This window comes from Pseudonocardia sp. CA-107938 (assembly GCF_050936315.1).
Taxonomy (GTDB): domain Bacteria; phylum Actinomycetota; class Actinomycetes; order Mycobacteriales; family Pseudonocardiaceae; genus Pseudonocardia.
The window spans coordinates 3,444,892-3,460,311 of sequence record NZ_JBNJNA010000001.1; the positions used below are offsets into that span (position 1 = coordinate 3,444,892).

14 protein-coding genes are annotated in these 15,420 nt (G+C 72.9%); 3 read left to right on the forward strand and 11 right to left on the reverse strand.

Annotated elements, in window-relative coordinates:
- Window positions 1–64 precede the first annotated feature (64 nt).
- Window positions 65–2,209, reverse strand: coding sequence for an acyl-CoA dehydrogenase (locus ACQEVB_RS17215; protein WP_432971995.1), 2,145 nt, complete (start codon window positions 2,207–2,209; stop codon window positions 65–67).
- Window positions 2,210–2,974 carry a crotonase/enoyl-CoA hydratase family protein gene (locus ACQEVB_RS17220; RefSeq protein ID WP_432971998.1) on the reverse strand — a complete coding sequence of 255 codons (765 nt, stop codon included), beginning with the start codon at window positions 2,972–2,974 and terminating at the stop codon, window positions 2,210–2,212.
- Between the two features lie 111 nt (window positions 2,975–3,085).
- On the opposite strand from ACQEVB_RS17220, the gene ACQEVB_RS17225 reads away from it, so the two are divergent.
- Entirely contained in the window at window positions 3,086–4,225 is a 1,140-nt protein-coding gene (locus ACQEVB_RS17225; protein WP_432972001.1) for a thiolase family protein, read from the forward strand.
- Between the two features lie 184 nt (window positions 4,226–4,409).
- Here ACQEVB_RS17225 and ACQEVB_RS17230 read toward each other — a convergent pair whose 3' ends face one another.
- The 8 genes from ACQEVB_RS17230 to ACQEVB_RS17265 all read right to left on the reverse strand — a co-directional run bounded on the left by ACQEVB_RS17230 (window position 4,410) and on the right by ACQEVB_RS17265 (window position 12,713).
- Window positions 4,410–4,973 carry a DJ-1/PfpI family protein gene (locus ACQEVB_RS17230; RefSeq protein WP_432972004.1) on the reverse strand — a complete coding sequence of 188 codons (564 nt, stop codon included), beginning with the start codon at window positions 4,971–4,973 and terminating at the stop codon, window positions 4,410–4,412.
- Between the two features lie 100 nt (window positions 4,974–5,073).
- Window positions 5,074–6,549, reverse strand: a complete 1,476-nt coding sequence (locus tag ACQEVB_RS17235) for a S1C family serine protease (protein ID WP_432972007.1) — start codon at window positions 6,547–6,549, stop codon at window positions 5,074–5,076.
- 96 nt (window positions 6,550–6,645) lie between these two features.
- A complete protein-coding gene (locus tag ACQEVB_RS17240; RefSeq protein ID WP_432972010.1) occupies window positions 6,646–7,482 on the reverse strand; it encodes an N-acetylmuramic acid 6-phosphate etherase in 837 nt (278 codons plus the stop codon).
- Window positions 7,479–8,831, reverse strand: a complete 1,353-nt coding sequence (locus ACQEVB_RS17245; RefSeq protein WP_432972013.1) for a glycoside hydrolase family 3 N-terminal domain-containing protein — start codon at window positions 8,829–8,831, stop codon at window positions 7,479–7,481. The genes ACQEVB_RS17240 and ACQEVB_RS17245 overlap by 4 nt, the downstream gene beginning before the upstream one ends.
- Window positions 8,828–9,643 (reverse strand): carbohydrate ABC transporter permease, encoded by an 816-nt coding sequence (locus tag ACQEVB_RS17250; protein WP_432972016.1) that lies wholly within the window; start codon window positions 9,641–9,643, stop codon window positions 8,828–8,830. Before ACQEVB_RS17250 ends, ACQEVB_RS17245 begins: the two co-directional genes overlap by 4 nt.
- Entirely contained in the window at window positions 9,640–10,605 is a 966-nt protein-coding gene (locus ACQEVB_RS17255; protein ID WP_432972019.1) for a carbohydrate ABC transporter permease, read from the reverse strand. The genes ACQEVB_RS17250 and ACQEVB_RS17255 overlap by 4 nt, the downstream gene beginning before the upstream one ends.
- Window positions 10,602–11,921, reverse strand: coding sequence for a sugar ABC transporter substrate-binding protein (locus ACQEVB_RS17260; RefSeq protein ID WP_432972022.1), 1,320 nt, complete (start codon window positions 11,919–11,921; stop codon window positions 10,602–10,604). Before ACQEVB_RS17260 ends, ACQEVB_RS17255 begins: the two co-directional genes overlap by 4 nt.
- Window positions 11,922–11,993: 72 nt before the next feature.
- Window positions 11,994–12,713 (reverse strand): GntR family transcriptional regulator, encoded by a 720-nt coding sequence (locus ACQEVB_RS17265; RefSeq protein WP_432972025.1) that lies wholly within the window; start codon window positions 12,711–12,713, stop codon window positions 11,994–11,996.
- Between the two features lie 56 nt (window positions 12,714–12,769).
- On the opposite strand from ACQEVB_RS17265, the gene ACQEVB_RS17270 reads away from it, so the two are divergent.
- Together ACQEVB_RS17270 and ACQEVB_RS17275 are read left to right on the forward strand one after the other, a co-directional pair.
- Window positions 12,770–13,141 carry a hypothetical protein gene (locus tag ACQEVB_RS17270; protein WP_432972028.1) on the forward strand — a complete coding sequence of 124 codons (372 nt, stop codon included), beginning with the start codon at window positions 12,770–12,772 and terminating at the stop codon, window positions 13,139–13,141.
- Window positions 13,142–13,552: 411 nt separating this feature from the next.
- Entirely contained in the window at window positions 13,553–13,930 is a 378-nt protein-coding gene (locus ACQEVB_RS17275) for a hypothetical protein (protein WP_432972031.1), read from the forward strand.
- 78 nt (window positions 13,931–14,008) lie between these two features.
- On the opposite strand, the gene ACQEVB_RS17280 is transcribed toward ACQEVB_RS17275, so the two are convergent.
- Complete coding sequence (locus ACQEVB_RS17280; protein ID WP_432972034.1) at window positions 14,009–15,178, reverse strand: thiolase family protein; 1,170 nt, start codon at window positions 15,176–15,178, stop codon at window positions 14,009–14,011.
- Between the last annotated feature and the right edge of the window lie 242 nt (window positions 15,179–15,420).

Sequence of the window (15,420 nt, forward strand, 5' to 3'; positions counted from 1 at the left end):
ACACAGCGCTGGGCCCGTTCACACACGTCCGAACGTGTGTGAACGGGCCCGACGGTGTGTGAGGTCAGCTCAGCAGGGGGTCGCGGGGGAGGCCGAGGATCCGCTCGGCCACCTGGTTCCGCGCGATCTCCGACGTGCCGCCGGCGATCGTGATGCAGCGCGCCCACAGGTAGCTCTGGCTGACGATCAGGTTCTGCCCGGTCACCGCGGCCGCGCCGGCCAGGCTCATGCCCAGCCGCGTGATCCGCTGGGCGTGCTCGCTGGAGAACAGCTTCGACAGGTTGCCCTCCGGCCCCGGCTCGATCCCGCCGACCGCGCGGGCGGCCTGGCGGAGCAGCAGCAACCGCATGGTCAGCTCGTCGGCGATCAACTTTCCCGCCTCCTGACGCGCGCCCGCGTCGTCGGCGGCCAGGGGGAGCAGGTCCTTCGCCCGGAACGGCAGCTGGGTCGACCCGCCGCCGATCGACACCCGCTCGTTGCCCAGCGTGGCCCGTGCGATCCGCCAGCCCTGCCCGATCTCGCCGACGACGTCGGCGTCGGGCACGAACACGTCGTCGAAGAAGACCTCGTTGAACGTGGAGTCGCCGGTGAGCTGCCGCAGCGGCCGCACGGTGACGCCGTCGGCCGTCATGTCGATCGCCATCATCGTGATGCCCGAGTGCTTCGAGCCGGACGAGTCGGTGCGGATCGTCGCGAAGCCCCACTGGCACTCGTGGGCGCGGGTGGTCCACACCTTCTGCCCGGTGACGCGCCAGCCGCCGTCGACCTTCACGCCGCGGGTGGAGATCGCGGCCGCGTCGGAGCCGGCGCCCGGCTCGGAGAACAGCTGGCACCACTGCAGCTCGCCGCGCAGCGTGCGCTCCACCCAGCGCTCGCGCTGCTCGTCGCTGCCGTACTGGTTGATCGTGAGGATGTTCCAGCCGGTGATGCCCAGGTTCGGCGGCGTGATCCGCGCCGCGGCCAGCTCCTGCTCGATGACGAGCTGCTCGGTCGCCGACGCGCCGCGGCCCCACGGCGGCGGCCAGTGCGGCACCAGGTACCCGGACTCGACGAACGCGTCGCGCTGCGCCTGCTGGTCCTTGCCGGCCAGACCCTCGATGAACGCGCGCACCTCCGCGCGGTGGGTCTCGGCCTCCGCCGGCAGGTCCAGGTCGGGCCCGCGCTTCGCCCCGGACTCGACGAGCCGCGCGACGTCCAGGGCGGCATCGCCGGTGCGTCGCACCCACGCCTCCAGCGTGAGCGCACGGCGCAGGAAGAGGTGCGCGTCGTGCTCCCAGGTGAAGCCGATGCCGCCGTGCAGCTGGATGCTCTGCTCGGCGTTGCGGACCGCGGCCGGCACCGCCTCGACGGCCGCGATCGCGGCGGCCAGCTCGGCGCCCGGGTCGTCCTGCGGCGCCCGCGCAGCGTCCCAGGCCGCGGCGGTGGCCAGCTCGGCGTCGAGCAGCATGTTCGCGGCGTGGTGCTTCACCGCCTGGAACGTGCCGATGGTGCGGCCGAACTGGGTGCGCTCCTTCGCGTACGCGACGGCCAGGTCGAGGCAGGCGGACGCGATGCCCGCGGCCTCCGCAGCACCGAGGACACGGGCGAGCCGACGCGCATGCGCCGCCGCACCGGTCAGGCGGGCGAGCGCGGCGTCGACGGGTGCGCTGACCCGCGCGCTGCGCCGGGTCGGATCGAGCCCGTCCGGCACCGTGCGCTCGACCGCGGTGTCATCGCTGCCGGCGTCGAACACCAGCACGTCCTCGCCGACGACGAGCAGCACGAGGTCGGCGAGCCCGCCGCCGAGCACCAGCTCGTCGGTGACGGTGCCGTCGGCCTCGGTCCCGCGCAGGCCGACCCCGGCCACCCGGGAGCCGTCGACGAGGCCGGGCAGCAGCTCGCGGCGCTGCTCGTCGGTGCCGGCCGCGGTGACGATCGCCGAGGCGAGCACGGTCGGCAGGAACGGCCCGGGCGCGACGACCCGGCCCAGCTCGTCGAGCACGACGGCGAGCTCGGGCAACCCGGCGCCCTCGCCGCCGAACTCCTCCGGCACGGCCAGCCCGAGCCAGCCCAGCCCCGCGAGCTTCCCCCAGTCGGCGGGCCGCGTCTCGGCCGGGAGCTCGCCGCTCGCCGACGGCAGCAACGCCCGCGCCGCAGCCAGCTTCCCGTCGAGGAAGGAGCGGGCGACCTCGCCCAGCTCGCGGTGGTCGTCGGTGATCGCGATCGGCATCTATTCGCCCTTCCAGACCGGCGCGCGCTTCTCCGCGAACGCGGTGGCTCCCTCGCGGGCATCGGCCGACGTCATGACCGGGCCCACGATCTCCCCCTGGCGCTTCCAGCGTTCGGCCGCCGGCCAGTCGGGGGACTCCTGCACGATCTTCTTCGTCGCGGCGACGGCGAGCGGGCCGCTCTGCGCGACCAGCCGGGCCAGCTCCAGCGCGGCGTCCAGGGCGCCGCCCGGCTCGGTGATGCGGTTGAGCAGGCCCCAACCGTGCGCCTGCTCGGCGGTGAAGAACTCGCCGGTCAGCGCGTACTCCATGGCGATGTTGCGGGGGATGCGCTCGGGCAGGCGGAACAGCCCGCCGGCCGCGGCCACCAGTGAGCGCTTCGCCTCCGGCAGCCCGAACTTCGCCTCCCGGGAGGCGACGATCATGTCGCAGGCCAGCGCGATCTCGCAGCCGCCTGCCAGCGCGTAGCCCTCGACGGCGGCGATGATCGGTTTCTCCGGGCCGCGCGTGGTGATCCCGGCCAGCCCGCGGTCGCCGATCACGGGCGTCTCGCCGCGGAGGAACGCCTTGAGGTCCATCCCCGAGCTGAACGTGCCGCCGGCACCGGTGAGCACGCCGACGGTGATCGCGCGATCGCCGTCGAGCTCGTCCAGCGCATCGGCCAGACCCTGCGCGAGCGCACCGTTGACGGCGTTGCGCGCCTCCGGCCGGTTGAGCGTGATCACCAGGACCCCGCCCTCGCGGGTGGTCAGGACCTCGTCGGCCATGGGGCGCACCTCCGCACGGTGTGATGCCGCTCGCTTCCCTGCAAGCGGCATCTGCAGCCTATCCTGAAACAGGCAGCGCTGACTGCTATTGATCCGGACGAGGGAGTTCGCATGCGGGGCGCAGTGATCGTGGAGGCCGTCCGTACGCCGGTCGGCAAGCGCAACGGCGGCCTGTCGGGGGTGCACCCGGCCGACCTGTCGGCGCACGTCCTCACCGCACTGGCCGCCCGGTCGGGCATCGACCCGGCCGTCGTCGACGACGTGATCTGGGGCTGCGTCAGCCAGGTCGGCGAGCAGACGTTCGACATCGCCCGCACCGCCGTGCTCACCGCAGGCTGGCCCGAGACCGTCACCGGCGTGACCATCGACCGCCAGTGCGGCTCCAGCCAGCAGTCCATCGCCTTCGCCGCGGCAGGCCTGATCGCGGGGCAGTACGACGTGGTGGTGGCAGGCGGCGTCGAGTCGATGTCGCGGGTGCCGATGGGCTCGTCGGTCGGTGAGGGCGGCAACCCGATGCCCGACAGCTTCCGCGCGAAGTACGGCCGCCCCAACCAGGGCGTCGGCGCCGAGATGGTCGCCGAGCGCTGGGGCTTCACCCGCACGCAGCTCGACGAGTACTCCGTCGCCTCGCAGGAGAAGGCGGCCGCCGCGCGCGCCGAGGGCCGCTTCGCCGCGCAGATCGCGCCGGTCACGCTGCCCGACGGCACCGTCGTCGAGCACGACGAGGGCATCCGGCCGTCCACCGTCGAGGGGCTGGCCAAGCTCAAGACCGTCTTCAAGGAGGACGGGGTCATCCACGCCGGCAACTCGTCGCAGATCAGCGACGGTTCCGCCGCCCTGCTCATGACCACCTCGGAGAAGGCTGCGCAGCTCGGCCTCACCCCGATCGCCCGCGTGCACACCACGGTGCTCGCCGGCGCCGACCCCGTCATCATGCTGACGGCGCCGATCCCGGCCACGCAGAAGGTGCTGGCGAAGAGCGGACTCTCCCTCGACGAGATCGGCGCGTTCGAGGTCAACGAGGCCTTCGCGCCCGTCCCGCTGGCGTGGCTCGCCGACATCGGCGCCGACCCGAAGGCCCTCAACCCCAACGGCGGCGCCATCGCGCTGGGCCACCCGCTTGGCGGCTCCGGCGCCCGCATCGCCACCACGCTCCTGCACCACATGCGCGACAACGGCATCCGCTACGGGCTGCAGACCATGTGCGAGGGCGGTGGCCAGGCCAACGCCACCATCTTCGAGCTGCTCTAGTACGACAGCGGAACTTCGTGATCGTGCAGCGGGCGACCTACCACTCACGCACACGCTGATGTGCTCACGCACACGTCCCAACATGTGCGTGAGCACCCGAAGGTATGCGTGAGCGGCGGGGTCCTGCGCCGCCGGCACCCGCGCTACTGCACCCAGCTCGCACTGATCACGATCGGCTGTCGTACTAAGCCGGGACGCGCGCGCCCTCCAGCACGCGCATGAACGCGCGCGACCACTCGGGCAGGTCCGGCCAGCCACGGCACGAGACCATCGCGCCGTCGACGACGTCGGGTGCGTCGACGAACGTGGCGCCGGCCTGCTCGACATCGGTCTTCAGCGGCGGGAAGGCCGCGGTGGTGCGGCCGCGCAGCAGGCCGAGGGCGGCCGGCACCTGCGGTCCGTGGCAGATCGTGCCCACCGGGAGGTCGTGCGCGAAGAAGTGCCGCACGATGCGGGCGACATCGGGGTCGGTGCGGATGTACTCCGGCGCCCGGCCACCGGGGATGACCAGCGCGTCGAACTCGGCGGGCTGCACGTCGGCGAACGCGAGGTCGACGGGCAGCAGGTGCCCGGGCTTCTCGGTGTAGGCGTCGCAGTCCGGTTCGAAGTCGTGGACCACGAGCTTCACCGCCCGCGTCGTAGGAGCGGCGACGACGGCGTCGTGGCCACCTTCCCGCAGGCGGAAGACGGGATACATGGAGTCCAGCTCCTCCGCCGCGTCCCCCGCCAAGATCAGCACCCGAGCCATCGCCCACCCCTCCGCGCACCTGGATCGACCCGATCCGACAGTACGCAGAACGCAGCCGCTGTGGCCAGCATCACCCGGCCACAGCGGCTGCAGGGGTTGGTCAGTTGCCTCCGCCGCCGAACGGTCCGCCCTGTCCGAACGGGTTGCCGGTGCCGCCGGGGAGCTGGCCCCCGTTGGCCGTGGTGGCGGCGCGGTCGGGCTGGCTGCCCAACGTCACGGTGACGGTCTTGGTCTGCCCACCACTGGTGACGGTGAGCGGGACCTGCGCACCCGGCGCGTAGGAGCCGATGCGGGCGACGAGGTCGGTGAAGTCCTCGACCTTCGTGTCGCCGACCTTCGTGACCACGTCGCCGGCGACGATCCCGGCCGCGGCGGCCGGCGAGCCGGGCTGGACGACGTCGAGCCGGGCGCCGGGGCTCGCCACGGCCGGCGACGCGGGCGCGGTGTTGCCCTGCACACCGAGCAGCGGCTTGGTCGCGGTGCCGCTCTGCATGATCTCGTCGGCGACGCGCTTGGCCTGGTCGACGGGGATCGCGAAGCCCAGACCGGTGGAGTTGTCGCCGGCGATCGCGGAGTTGATGCCGATGACCTGGCCGTCGAGGTTGACCAGCGGGCCGCCGGAGTTGCCGTGGTTGATCGGCGCGTCGGTCTGCAGCCCGTTGTAGACGACGCTCGGTCCGCCGTTCTCGCCCTGCGTGGCGACGGTGCGGTTGAACGCGCTGATGATGCCCGTGGTGACGGTGCCGGTGAGACCTTGCGGCGACCCGATCGCCACCACCGGCTGGCCGACCTGCAGCGAGCTGGACTGGCCGAGCGTGGCCGGGGTGAGGTTCTGCGCATCAGCGATCTTGATGACGGCCAGGTCGTAGCTGGGCGAGGTTCCCACGACCTTCGCCTGGTGCTCGCTGCCGTCCGCGAGGGTGACCACGATCTGCCCGGTCGACCCGGCGACCACGTGGTTGTTGGTGAGCACGTTGCCGTCGGGGGTGAGGATGACGCCGCTGCCCTCGCCGACGCCCTGCGCCAGCCGCACCTGGATGTCGACGGTGCTCGGCATGGCCTTCGCCGCCGCGGCGCCGACCGAGCCGGGCACCAGGTTCGCCGAGTTCGACGAGGCGGGCTGCTGCGTGAGGCCGACCGCGGAGCCGTGGTTGCCGACCAGCGCGTAGGCGCCGCCGAACCCGGCCGCCCCGCCGACGACGCCGGCGAGCACGGCCGCGGTGATCACCGTGCCGAGGCCGCGCTTGCGCGGCGGCTGCTGGTGCTGCGCCTGGCCGGGGTCCTGCCCGAACGGCGGCGGGAGCTGCGCGGTGGGGTAGCCGGCGCCGTGCCCGTTCGACGGCGGACCGGCGGGGGACCAGGCCGGGCCGGCGGCGGGGGGAGCCGCCGGCCCGGGGTTCTGGGGCGGGGCCCACGGGGAGCCCTGCGTCGGAGACCCGGAGTGGGTCTGGTGCTGCTGCGCGCCGACCATCGCGTGCTGCGTGGTGGAGCGTTCGGAACCGACCTCGGAAACGTTACGGGAGCCGTCGGCCGGGATGCCTGCGCCCCGGTCGGCCTCCCTCTGCTCGTCGCTCATGCCACCTACGGTCCGCCGGTTGTCTGGGAAGGAGCTGAGGAGGTGCTGGGAATCAGCTGCCATTCGCAGGATCGGTCTACCCCGACGCCGCAGACTCTATGCGGTGCTCCGATCACGGAGTGCGGAGAGGGCCTTGCGCACGTCCCCGCCGGCGTCGCGCAGCGCGTCCGCCGCAGCCTCCTCGGAGGCGCCGCTGATCGTGACGATCATGCGCTGGGCGCGGCGGCGCAGCTTCTCGTTGGTCGCGAGCACGTCGACCATCCACGGCCCGTAGGTGCGTCCGATGCGGACCATCGCAGCGGTGGAGAGCGCGTTCAACGCGATCTTCTGGCTGGTCCCGGCGGTGAGCCGGGTGGAGCCGGCGATCACCTCCGGCCCGGTCAGCAGCTCGACGGCGACGTCGGCGCGGGCCGCGGCAGCGCTCCCCGGGTTGTTGACGATCGCGATCGTGGCTGCTCCTGCGGCGCGCGCGGCGTCCAGCGCGCCCAGCACGTACGGCGTGCGGCCCGACGCCGTGATTCCCACGATCGTGTCGTCCGGTCCGGGAGTTTCGGCGCGCAGGTCGGCGGCGCCGGCGACGTCGTCGTCCTCGGCGCCCTCCACCGCGCGTCCCGCCGCCTGCGGACCGCCGGCGAGGATCGCGGTGACGAGCCCCGGCGGCACCCCGAACGTCGGGACGCACTCGGCGGCGTCCAGCGCGGCGAGCCGGCCCGGCGTGCCGGCGCCCACGTAGAGCACCCGGCCGCCGGCGCGCAGTCCGCGCTCCACGACCTCGACGGCCGCCGCGAGTTGCGCCGACGCGGCGGCGAGCACGGCGGGCACCCGCGCCTCCGCCTCGAGCAGCACGTCGACGATCGCCGCTGGCGGGCGGTCGTTCAGGTGCTCCAGCCCGGGCCGGGCCCCTTCGGTCCCCAGCCGGTCGAGCTCGTTCACACTTCCTCCTTCGACGTCAAGCACCGCGCAGCGGCCTCGGCGTGCACCCGACCGGACCCCCACAAGCGCACCACGGGCGGTTCCGGCGACCAGCGGGGGTCCGGCACCCCCGGCACGACGACGACGGCGTCCGGGCGCCGTGCCCGCATCGCCGCCAGCTCGGGCGATGGCCGCTCGGCCACCACGACCAGCCCGTGGCCGTCGGCGCGCGCCCCGAGAGTGGCCGCGAGCCAGTTCCGCCCGGGGCCGGCGGCCATCCCGGCCCCGGACGTGAGGTCGAGGACGTGTGGCCCCCCACCGACCCGCACGTCCCCGACCACGTCCAGCACCCGTCGCGCCACGGCGGCGCCGACGGTCACCGCGCCGGGATCGGCCCCGGCCCGGCCCACCGGCAGCTCCGCCACGCGGTCGCCGGCCTCCTCGACCCGCCGCCGGTCCAGCGTGCCGTCGACGAGCGCCGCGAGCACCGCGTCGCGCACCTCGCGATAGCCCGCCTCGTCGTCGTACGGGTCGGGGAAGGCGGGGTTGCCCGTGCAGAGCAGGTCCACCCCGGCGGCCAGCGCGGCCACCCCGCCCGGCCCGCGCCCGACGCCGCGGGCGATCGCGTGCATGTCCAGCGCGTCGCTGACGATCACACCGGTGAAGCCCAGCTCGCGGCGCAGCAGGTCCAGCACGGCCGGGCTCATCGTGGCCGGCTGCCCGTCCAGCGCCGGGAAGCGGACGTGCGCCGTGAGCACGGCCGCCACTCCCGCCTCGACGGCCGCCGCGAACGGCGGCAGGTCGCGTTCCTGCAGCGTGGCGAGGTCGTCGGCGACGGTGGGCAGGCCGACGTGCGAGTCGACGGTCGTCGAGCCGTGGCCGGGCCAGTGCTTCGCGCACGCCGCCGCGCCGGCTGCCTGCACCCCGCGCACGAACGCGGCCGTGTGCCGCGCGACCAGCGCGGGCTCGTCCCCGAACGCGCGCACGCCGATCACCGGGTTGTCCGGGGCGTTCACGTCGGCGACGGGCGCGAGCACCAGCCCGACGCCGGCGGCCCGGGCCCGCGCGCCGATCCCGGCGCCCACCGCCTCCGTGACGGCGATGTCGTCGAGCCGGCCCAGCGCCGCCGCCGACGGGAACGGCGACCCGGTGGCGTGGTCGAGCCGGGTGACCGAGCCGCCCTCCTCGTCGGAGGCCACGAGCAGGCCGCGGTCGGCGAGCGCCCCGGTGGCCGGCACGTTCGGCGCGAACACGCACACGCCGGCCAGCCCGCGGTCGGCGGCGCGAGCCAGCCAGTCCGGCACCTGGGCGCCGGAGAAGCCGGGCAGCAGCACCCGCTCGGCGAGCCGCACCAGCGCGGGGTCGGTCATCCCTTCACGGCCCCGGCCACGAGCCCGTCGGTGAGCCGCTTCTGCGCGAACACGAAGAACACCAGCACCGGGATCGTGATCACCGTGGACGCGGCCATCACCGAGCCCCAGTCGGTGAGGTGCTGGCCGAAGAAGTTCCGCAGACCCACGGCGACGGTGTAGTTGCGGTCGTCGGTCATGAACGTCAGCGCGAACACGAACTCGTTCCAGGCCGTGATGAAGGAGAACACGCTCGTCGCCACCAGACCGGGCGCCACCAGCGGGAACAGCACCGACCAGAACATCCGCCACCACGAGCAGCCGTCGAGGTAGGCGGCCTCCTCCAGCTCGGCCGGCACGGCCGCGACGAACCCGCGCAGCGTCCAGATCGCGAACGGCAGCGAGAACGCCAGGTAGACCACGATCAGCCCGACCAGGCTGTTGAGCAGCCCCAGCCCCTTGGCCTGGATGAACAGCGGGATCACCAGCGCCTCGAGCGGCACCATCTGCACGATCAGCACCACCACCAGCACCGAGGTGCGGAGGCGGAACCGGAACCGCGCCACCGCCACCGCGGCCAGCAGCGCGAGCAGCCCGCTGACCAGCACGGTGCCCGCCGCCACGACCACCGAGTTGACGAGGTAGCGGCCGAACTCGCCGTCGCGGAACAGGCCGACGAAGTTGCCGAACGTGAACTGCTCCGGCCACACCGAGCGCGAGCCCGAGTTCGCCCGCCCGTTCACCGCGGTGGAGACCATCATCCACACCGGCAGCAGCGTGAAGGCCAGCACCGCGACGACGCCGACGCCCTTGCCGAAGGACCGCACCGTCACAGCTCCTCCTCCTTGAACAGCAGCCGGAGGTAGGCCAGCGTGATCACCAGCAGCAGCACCGTCAGCAGCACGGCGACCGTGGCACCGGTGCCGAACTTGTTCTGCGCGAACGACTCCGTGTACGACCAGGTGCCGAGGTTGAGCACCCCGCGGTTCACCCCGTTGCCGCCCGGCATCAGGTAGATCTGCGTGAACACCTTGAAGTCCCAGATCGTCGACAGCACCGTGACCACGGCGAACACCGGACGCAGCATCGGGAACGTGACCGAGCGGAAGCGCCGCCACGCGCTCGCGCCGTCCATGATCGCGGCCTCGGTGAGCTCCTTCGGCACCGTCATCAGGCCGGCGAGCACGGTCAGCGCCACGAAGGGGAAGCCGTGGTGCACCACGTTCGCCGCGGCGATGGCGTAGAACGCGATCCGGTCGGCGAACGGGTTGGCCGTCGACGCGTCGAGGAGGCCGAGCCAGTCCAGGAACTGCAGCGCCGGCCCGTCGGGCGGGGTGAACAGGAAGATCCACACGTAGGTGCCGGTGACGGCCGGCACCGCCCACGCGACCATGATCGCGGTGGTGACCAGGCCGCGGACCAGCGGTGACAGCCGCGCCAGCAGCATCGCCACCAGCGTCCCGACGAGGACGGTGAGCGCGACCGCGACGACCGCGAACACCACGGTGTTGGGCAGCACCACCCGCCACAGGTCGGCGTTGCCGAGGATCGAGACGTAGTTGTCGACGCCGTTCCAGCGGGTGGTGCCGCGGTTCAGCTCGCGCAGCCCGTAGTTCTGGAACGACAGCAGCGCGACCTGCACCATCGGCCACAGCAGCAGCGCCGCCAGCACGGCGAGCGCGGGAGCGAGCAGCAGCCACGGCCGCCACGCCCGCCGGCTGGACGCCCGAACGGGTCGGGACGGGGGTTCGCCCTCGTCCCGACCCGTGCGGGTCTTCTCGGCGGTAACCGTCACGAGCCGCTGAAGAGCTGGTTCATCTCGGTGGCGGCGTCGGCGGCGGCCTGGTCGACCGACTTCTCGCCGGACAGGATCGACCGCATCATCGTCGCGACGGTCTTCTTGCCCTGGATCTTGCCGAACGCCGGCGTGACCGGCACGGCCCGGCCGGCGTCGACCGCCTGCTTCGCGAACGGTGCGACCAGCGGGTCCGTCGACGACGCCGACTGCTGCAGCAACGCCGTGGTGCCGGGGAAGTAGCCCGACTCCTTGCCCCACTTCGCGGCCAGGTCACCGGTGGCCATCATCTTGACCAGCTCCCAGGCGAGGTCCTGGTTCTTGCTCTTCTCGAACACCGAGAGCAGCGAGCCGCCCAGCACCGACGGGGCGAGCCCGCCGTCCTTGCCCGGCAGCGGGAAGGCGCCGATCTTGTCCTTCAGGTCCGGCGCGGCCTCGACGATCGCCTTCGGCGTCCAGTTGCCGGCGATGATCATCGCGGCCTGGCCCTTGCTGAACGCGTCCTTGAGGTCCGTCTCGCGCCAGGTCGCGGCCGCGGGCGTCGAGAAGCCGTTCTTGAGCGCGAGGTCGGCGTAGAACTGGATGCCGGCCTTGGACTGCGGCGAGTCGATCGCCGAGGTCCACTTGCCGCCCGCCTGGGTGGCGAGCTGGCCGCCGGCGCCCCACACGAACGGGTAGACGGCGAACTCGTTGTCGCCCGCGATCGGGAACGGCAGCATGCCCGGCTTCGCGGCCTTGATCTTCTGGCCGGCGGCGACGACCTGGTCCCACGTGGTGGGCACCTGGATGCCGAGCTCGGCGAACACGTCCTTGCGGTAGACCACCGAGCGCACGCCCGCGTACCAGGGCAGGCCGTAGAGCTTGCCGTCGAGCACGCCCGCTTCCTTCAACCCGCTGACCAGCCCGTCCGACAGACCGGCGGCGGCGACCTTGTCGGTGACGTCGAGCAGCGCGCCCGCGTCGCCGTAGTCCGCGACGTAGGTGGTGCCCAGCTCGGCGGCGTCCGGGGTGGTGCCGCCGCCGATGGCGTTGTTGAACTTCGTCTGCGCGTCGCTCCACGGCACCTGCTGCACGTCGAGGTCGGCGCCGGTCTGCTTCTTGAACGCCGCCTTGAGGTCGGCGATGTAGCCGTCGGCGTTGGGGTTGGTGCCCTTCATGATCCAAAGGCTCAGCGTGCGGCCGTTGCCGTCGGTGCCACCGCCCCCTGCGGGCGCGCCGCCACCGCCACCGCCGCACGCGGTGACGAGGAGCGCCGTGGCCGCCACCGTGGCCACGCCGAGCCGGCGCAGCCCCCTTGATCCCGCCCACAGCCGCATACGGTTCCCCTTCCAGGCAGACCAGGATTTGAGACCAGAGGTCTAGTCCGCGGCACTGTAGCCCGGGTCACGTCAGGTTGGGAAGATGTCCACCATGATCCGGTAGCGGTCACCCCGGTAGACCGAGCGCACGAACTCCGCCACCCGCCCGCCCTCGACGCGGCAGGTGCGCTCGAAGCAGAACGCGGGCGAGCCGACCGGCACACCCAGCGCGGCCGCGTCGTCGGCGCTGGTGAGCGCCGCCTCCGCCGTCTGCGTGCCGGACGCGATCCGGTGCCCGAAGCGCTGGTCGAGCAGTTCGTAGTACGAGCGGTTCTCCAGGTCCTCGCCCGTGAGACCGGGCACCAGGTCGCCGGGGACGTGCAGGTCCTCCACGGCCATCGGCTCGTCGTCGGCGAGGCGCAGGCGCCGCACGTGCAGCACGGGCGCGCCCGGCGGGATCTCCAGCAGCGCGGCGAGCATGACGCCGGCCGGGTGGCGGACCGACGAGAGCGTGCGGCTGCCCGGGCGCAGGCCGCGCGCGCGCATGTCGGCGGAGAACGAGTTCGCCGCGAGCCGGTGCGCGACCTTGGGTGCGGCGACGAACGTGCCGGCGCCCTGGCGGCGGACCAGCACCGACTCCGCGACGAGCGCGTCCACGGCCCGGCGCAGCGTCATGCGCGCGACGCCGAGCTCGCGGGCGAGGTCGCGCTCCGCGGGGAGCGGCTCGCCGGGAGCCATCGCCGCGACCATCTCGTCGAGCCGGCTGCGCAGCCTGCGCTGCTTGTCCGTCTCGGTTGCCGGGACACTCATGGGCCATTGGTATACCAGGTTGCGCCAGATGCAGTCGTCAGGGTTACCCTGACATCGTGGACGAATGGACGGATCTCGCCCTGTCGGTCGACGTCACCTCCGCCGGTCAGGCCGTCCTCATGGCGGCCTTGGCGGAGGCGGAACGGCAGGCCGACGCCCTGCTCGGCCGGTGGCCGGCACCGGGCAGCATCGAGTGGCACGCCGAGGAGGGCACCGACATCCCGCTCCGCCGCGAACGCGCGTGGCAACTGCTGCAGCTCCGCATCGGCCTGGCCGCGGGGCTGGACGTGTTCCCGACGGTGCTCGGCCTGCGCCGGCACGGCGCGACCTGGGAGGAGATCGCCGCAGCCGCCGGCGTGACCAGGCAGAGCGCGCACGAGCGGTGGGCCGGGCGCGTTGCGGATCTGATGGGGCTGGGGCACGCGTAGGGGTGGCGGCGATGGGTGGCTGGGGGTGCGTGGCTGGGGGTGCGTGGCTGGGGGTGCGTGGCTGGGGGTGCGTGGCTGGGGGTGCGTGGCTGGGGGTGCGTGGCTGGCTGGCTCGGCTCGGCGCCGCATGTTCGGTGATCAAGGGCAAACTGTTGCTGTTCGATCTTGGTCGGCGACAATCTGCCCTTGATCACCGCAACCTGGTGGCGGCTGGGCCAAGGCCTCGCGCAGCAAGGCCCGATCCTCCGGCCCCCGCTGGACGACCAGGTCCTGCGTGGCGCGGTGTCGATCATGGGCAGAACGTCGTCTGTCGATCTTGGGTAGCGACGTTTTGCCCATGATCAACGGGGCGGGCCGCTCGGCGTCCCGGCCCTGACGCCCTGGCGCCGCTGGGCGGTGATCAAGGGCAGAGTGTCGCTGTTCGATCTTGGTCGGCGACATTTTGCCCTTGATCACCGCAACCTGGTGGCGGTCGCCGGGTCCGGGCCCCGCGGCGCGACTGCCGGCCCGGCCCGGCTCCTCCGGCCGCCGGCGATCGCTGCGCTCGAACGTTGCGAGGGTGGTCCGGTCCCGCGCGGTGTGGGGTCGATCATGGGCAAACCGTCGTCTGTCGATCTTGGACAGCAACGTTCTGCCCATGATCAACGCGGCTGGCCGGCCGGCTCGGCTCCCGGGATGGCCCGGCCTCGCCCCGGCACCGCTTGTTCGGTGATCAAGGGCGAACTGCTGCTGTTCGATCTTGGTCGGCGACAGTTTGCCCTTGATCACCGCAAGCGGGGCGGTCGCTGAACGCCCAGGCCCCCGCGGCCGTCGCCGCAACTGAGACCCCGGGCGAACCGGGTCCCTCCTCCGCCGCAGCCGGCCGGTTCAGCCCACCAGCTCCATGATCGTCGCGTTGGCCGTGCCACCACCCTCGCACATGGTCTGCAGGCCGTAGCGGATGCCGTTCTCGCGCATGTGGTGGAGCAGGCGGGTCAGGAGGATGGTGCCGCTCGCGCCCAACGGGTGGCCGACGGCGATGGCGCCGCCGAGCGGGTTGAGCCGGTCCTCGTCGGCGCCCAGCTCGGCCTGCCACGCGAGCGGGACGGGCGCGAACGCCTCGTTGACCTCGAACGCGCCGATGTCGCCGATGGCCAGGCCGGAGCGCTTGAGCACCTTCTGCGTCGCCGGGATCGGGCCGGTGAGCATGGACAGCGGGTCGGCGCCGCTGACCGCGCCGGAGTGGTACCGCGCGATCGGGGTGAGGCCCAGCTCCTTCGCCCGCTCCGGCGTGGTGACGAGCACGGCGGACGCCCCGTCGGAGATCTGCGACGCGTTGCCGGCGTGGATCACCCCGTCCTCGGTGAAGGACGGCTTGAGCGCGGCGAGGGTGTCGGGGGTGGTGCCGCGGCGCAGTCCCTCGTCGACGGCGAACCCGGGCGCCTGCGGCACGGTCACCAGCTGCCCGTCGAAAGCGCCGCGGTCGATCGCGGCCGCGGCCAGCTCGTGCGAACGGGCGGCGTACTCGTCGAGCCGCCGCCGCGAGAAGCCCCACTGCCGGGCGATCCGTTCGGCGCCGATCCCCTGGTTGAAGTCGCCGTTCGGGAACTCACCACTGGTGAGGTCGGCTGCGTAGCGCTCCCGGACGAGCGGTCCGAAGAGCGAGCCGATGTCGCGCCCGGAGCCCAGCGGCACTCGCGTCATCGTCTCCACGCCGCCCGCCACGACCAGGTCGTACTGGCCGGCCATGACCATCCCGGCAGCGAAGTCGAACGCCGACTGGCTCGACCCGCAGGCCCGGTTGATCGTCACGCCCGGCACCGTCTCCGGCCAGCCCGCGGCGAGCACGGCGTAGCGCCCGATCTGTGCGGCCTGGTCGCCGACCTGGTTCACGCAGCCCCAGATCACGTCGTCGACGAGGGCGGGGTCGATGCCGGTGCGCTCGGCGAGCGCGGTGAGCACGGCCGCGGACAGGTCCACCGGATGGACCTCGGCCAGCGACCCGCGACGCTTGCCGATCGGGGTGCGCACGGCTTCCACGACGACGGCTTCCGGCATCTGACCTCCTTGGTCGACGAATACCAGTCAAGCCTGCCTGTTTTGTGAGCAGATGGCCATCCCGTCGTGTGACGGACGTGATGCAGCCGATACTGGACCGATCACGTAGACTGGGTGGAGCGAAGGGGAGTAGCTCCCAACGTCGCGGTCGACATGCTGGGCCTGCATCGGGCCCCGGCCGCGCGGCCTGCGCCACAGGCGAGCGAGACCTTCGATCCGGCAGGCGTCGGATCGAAGTCGTC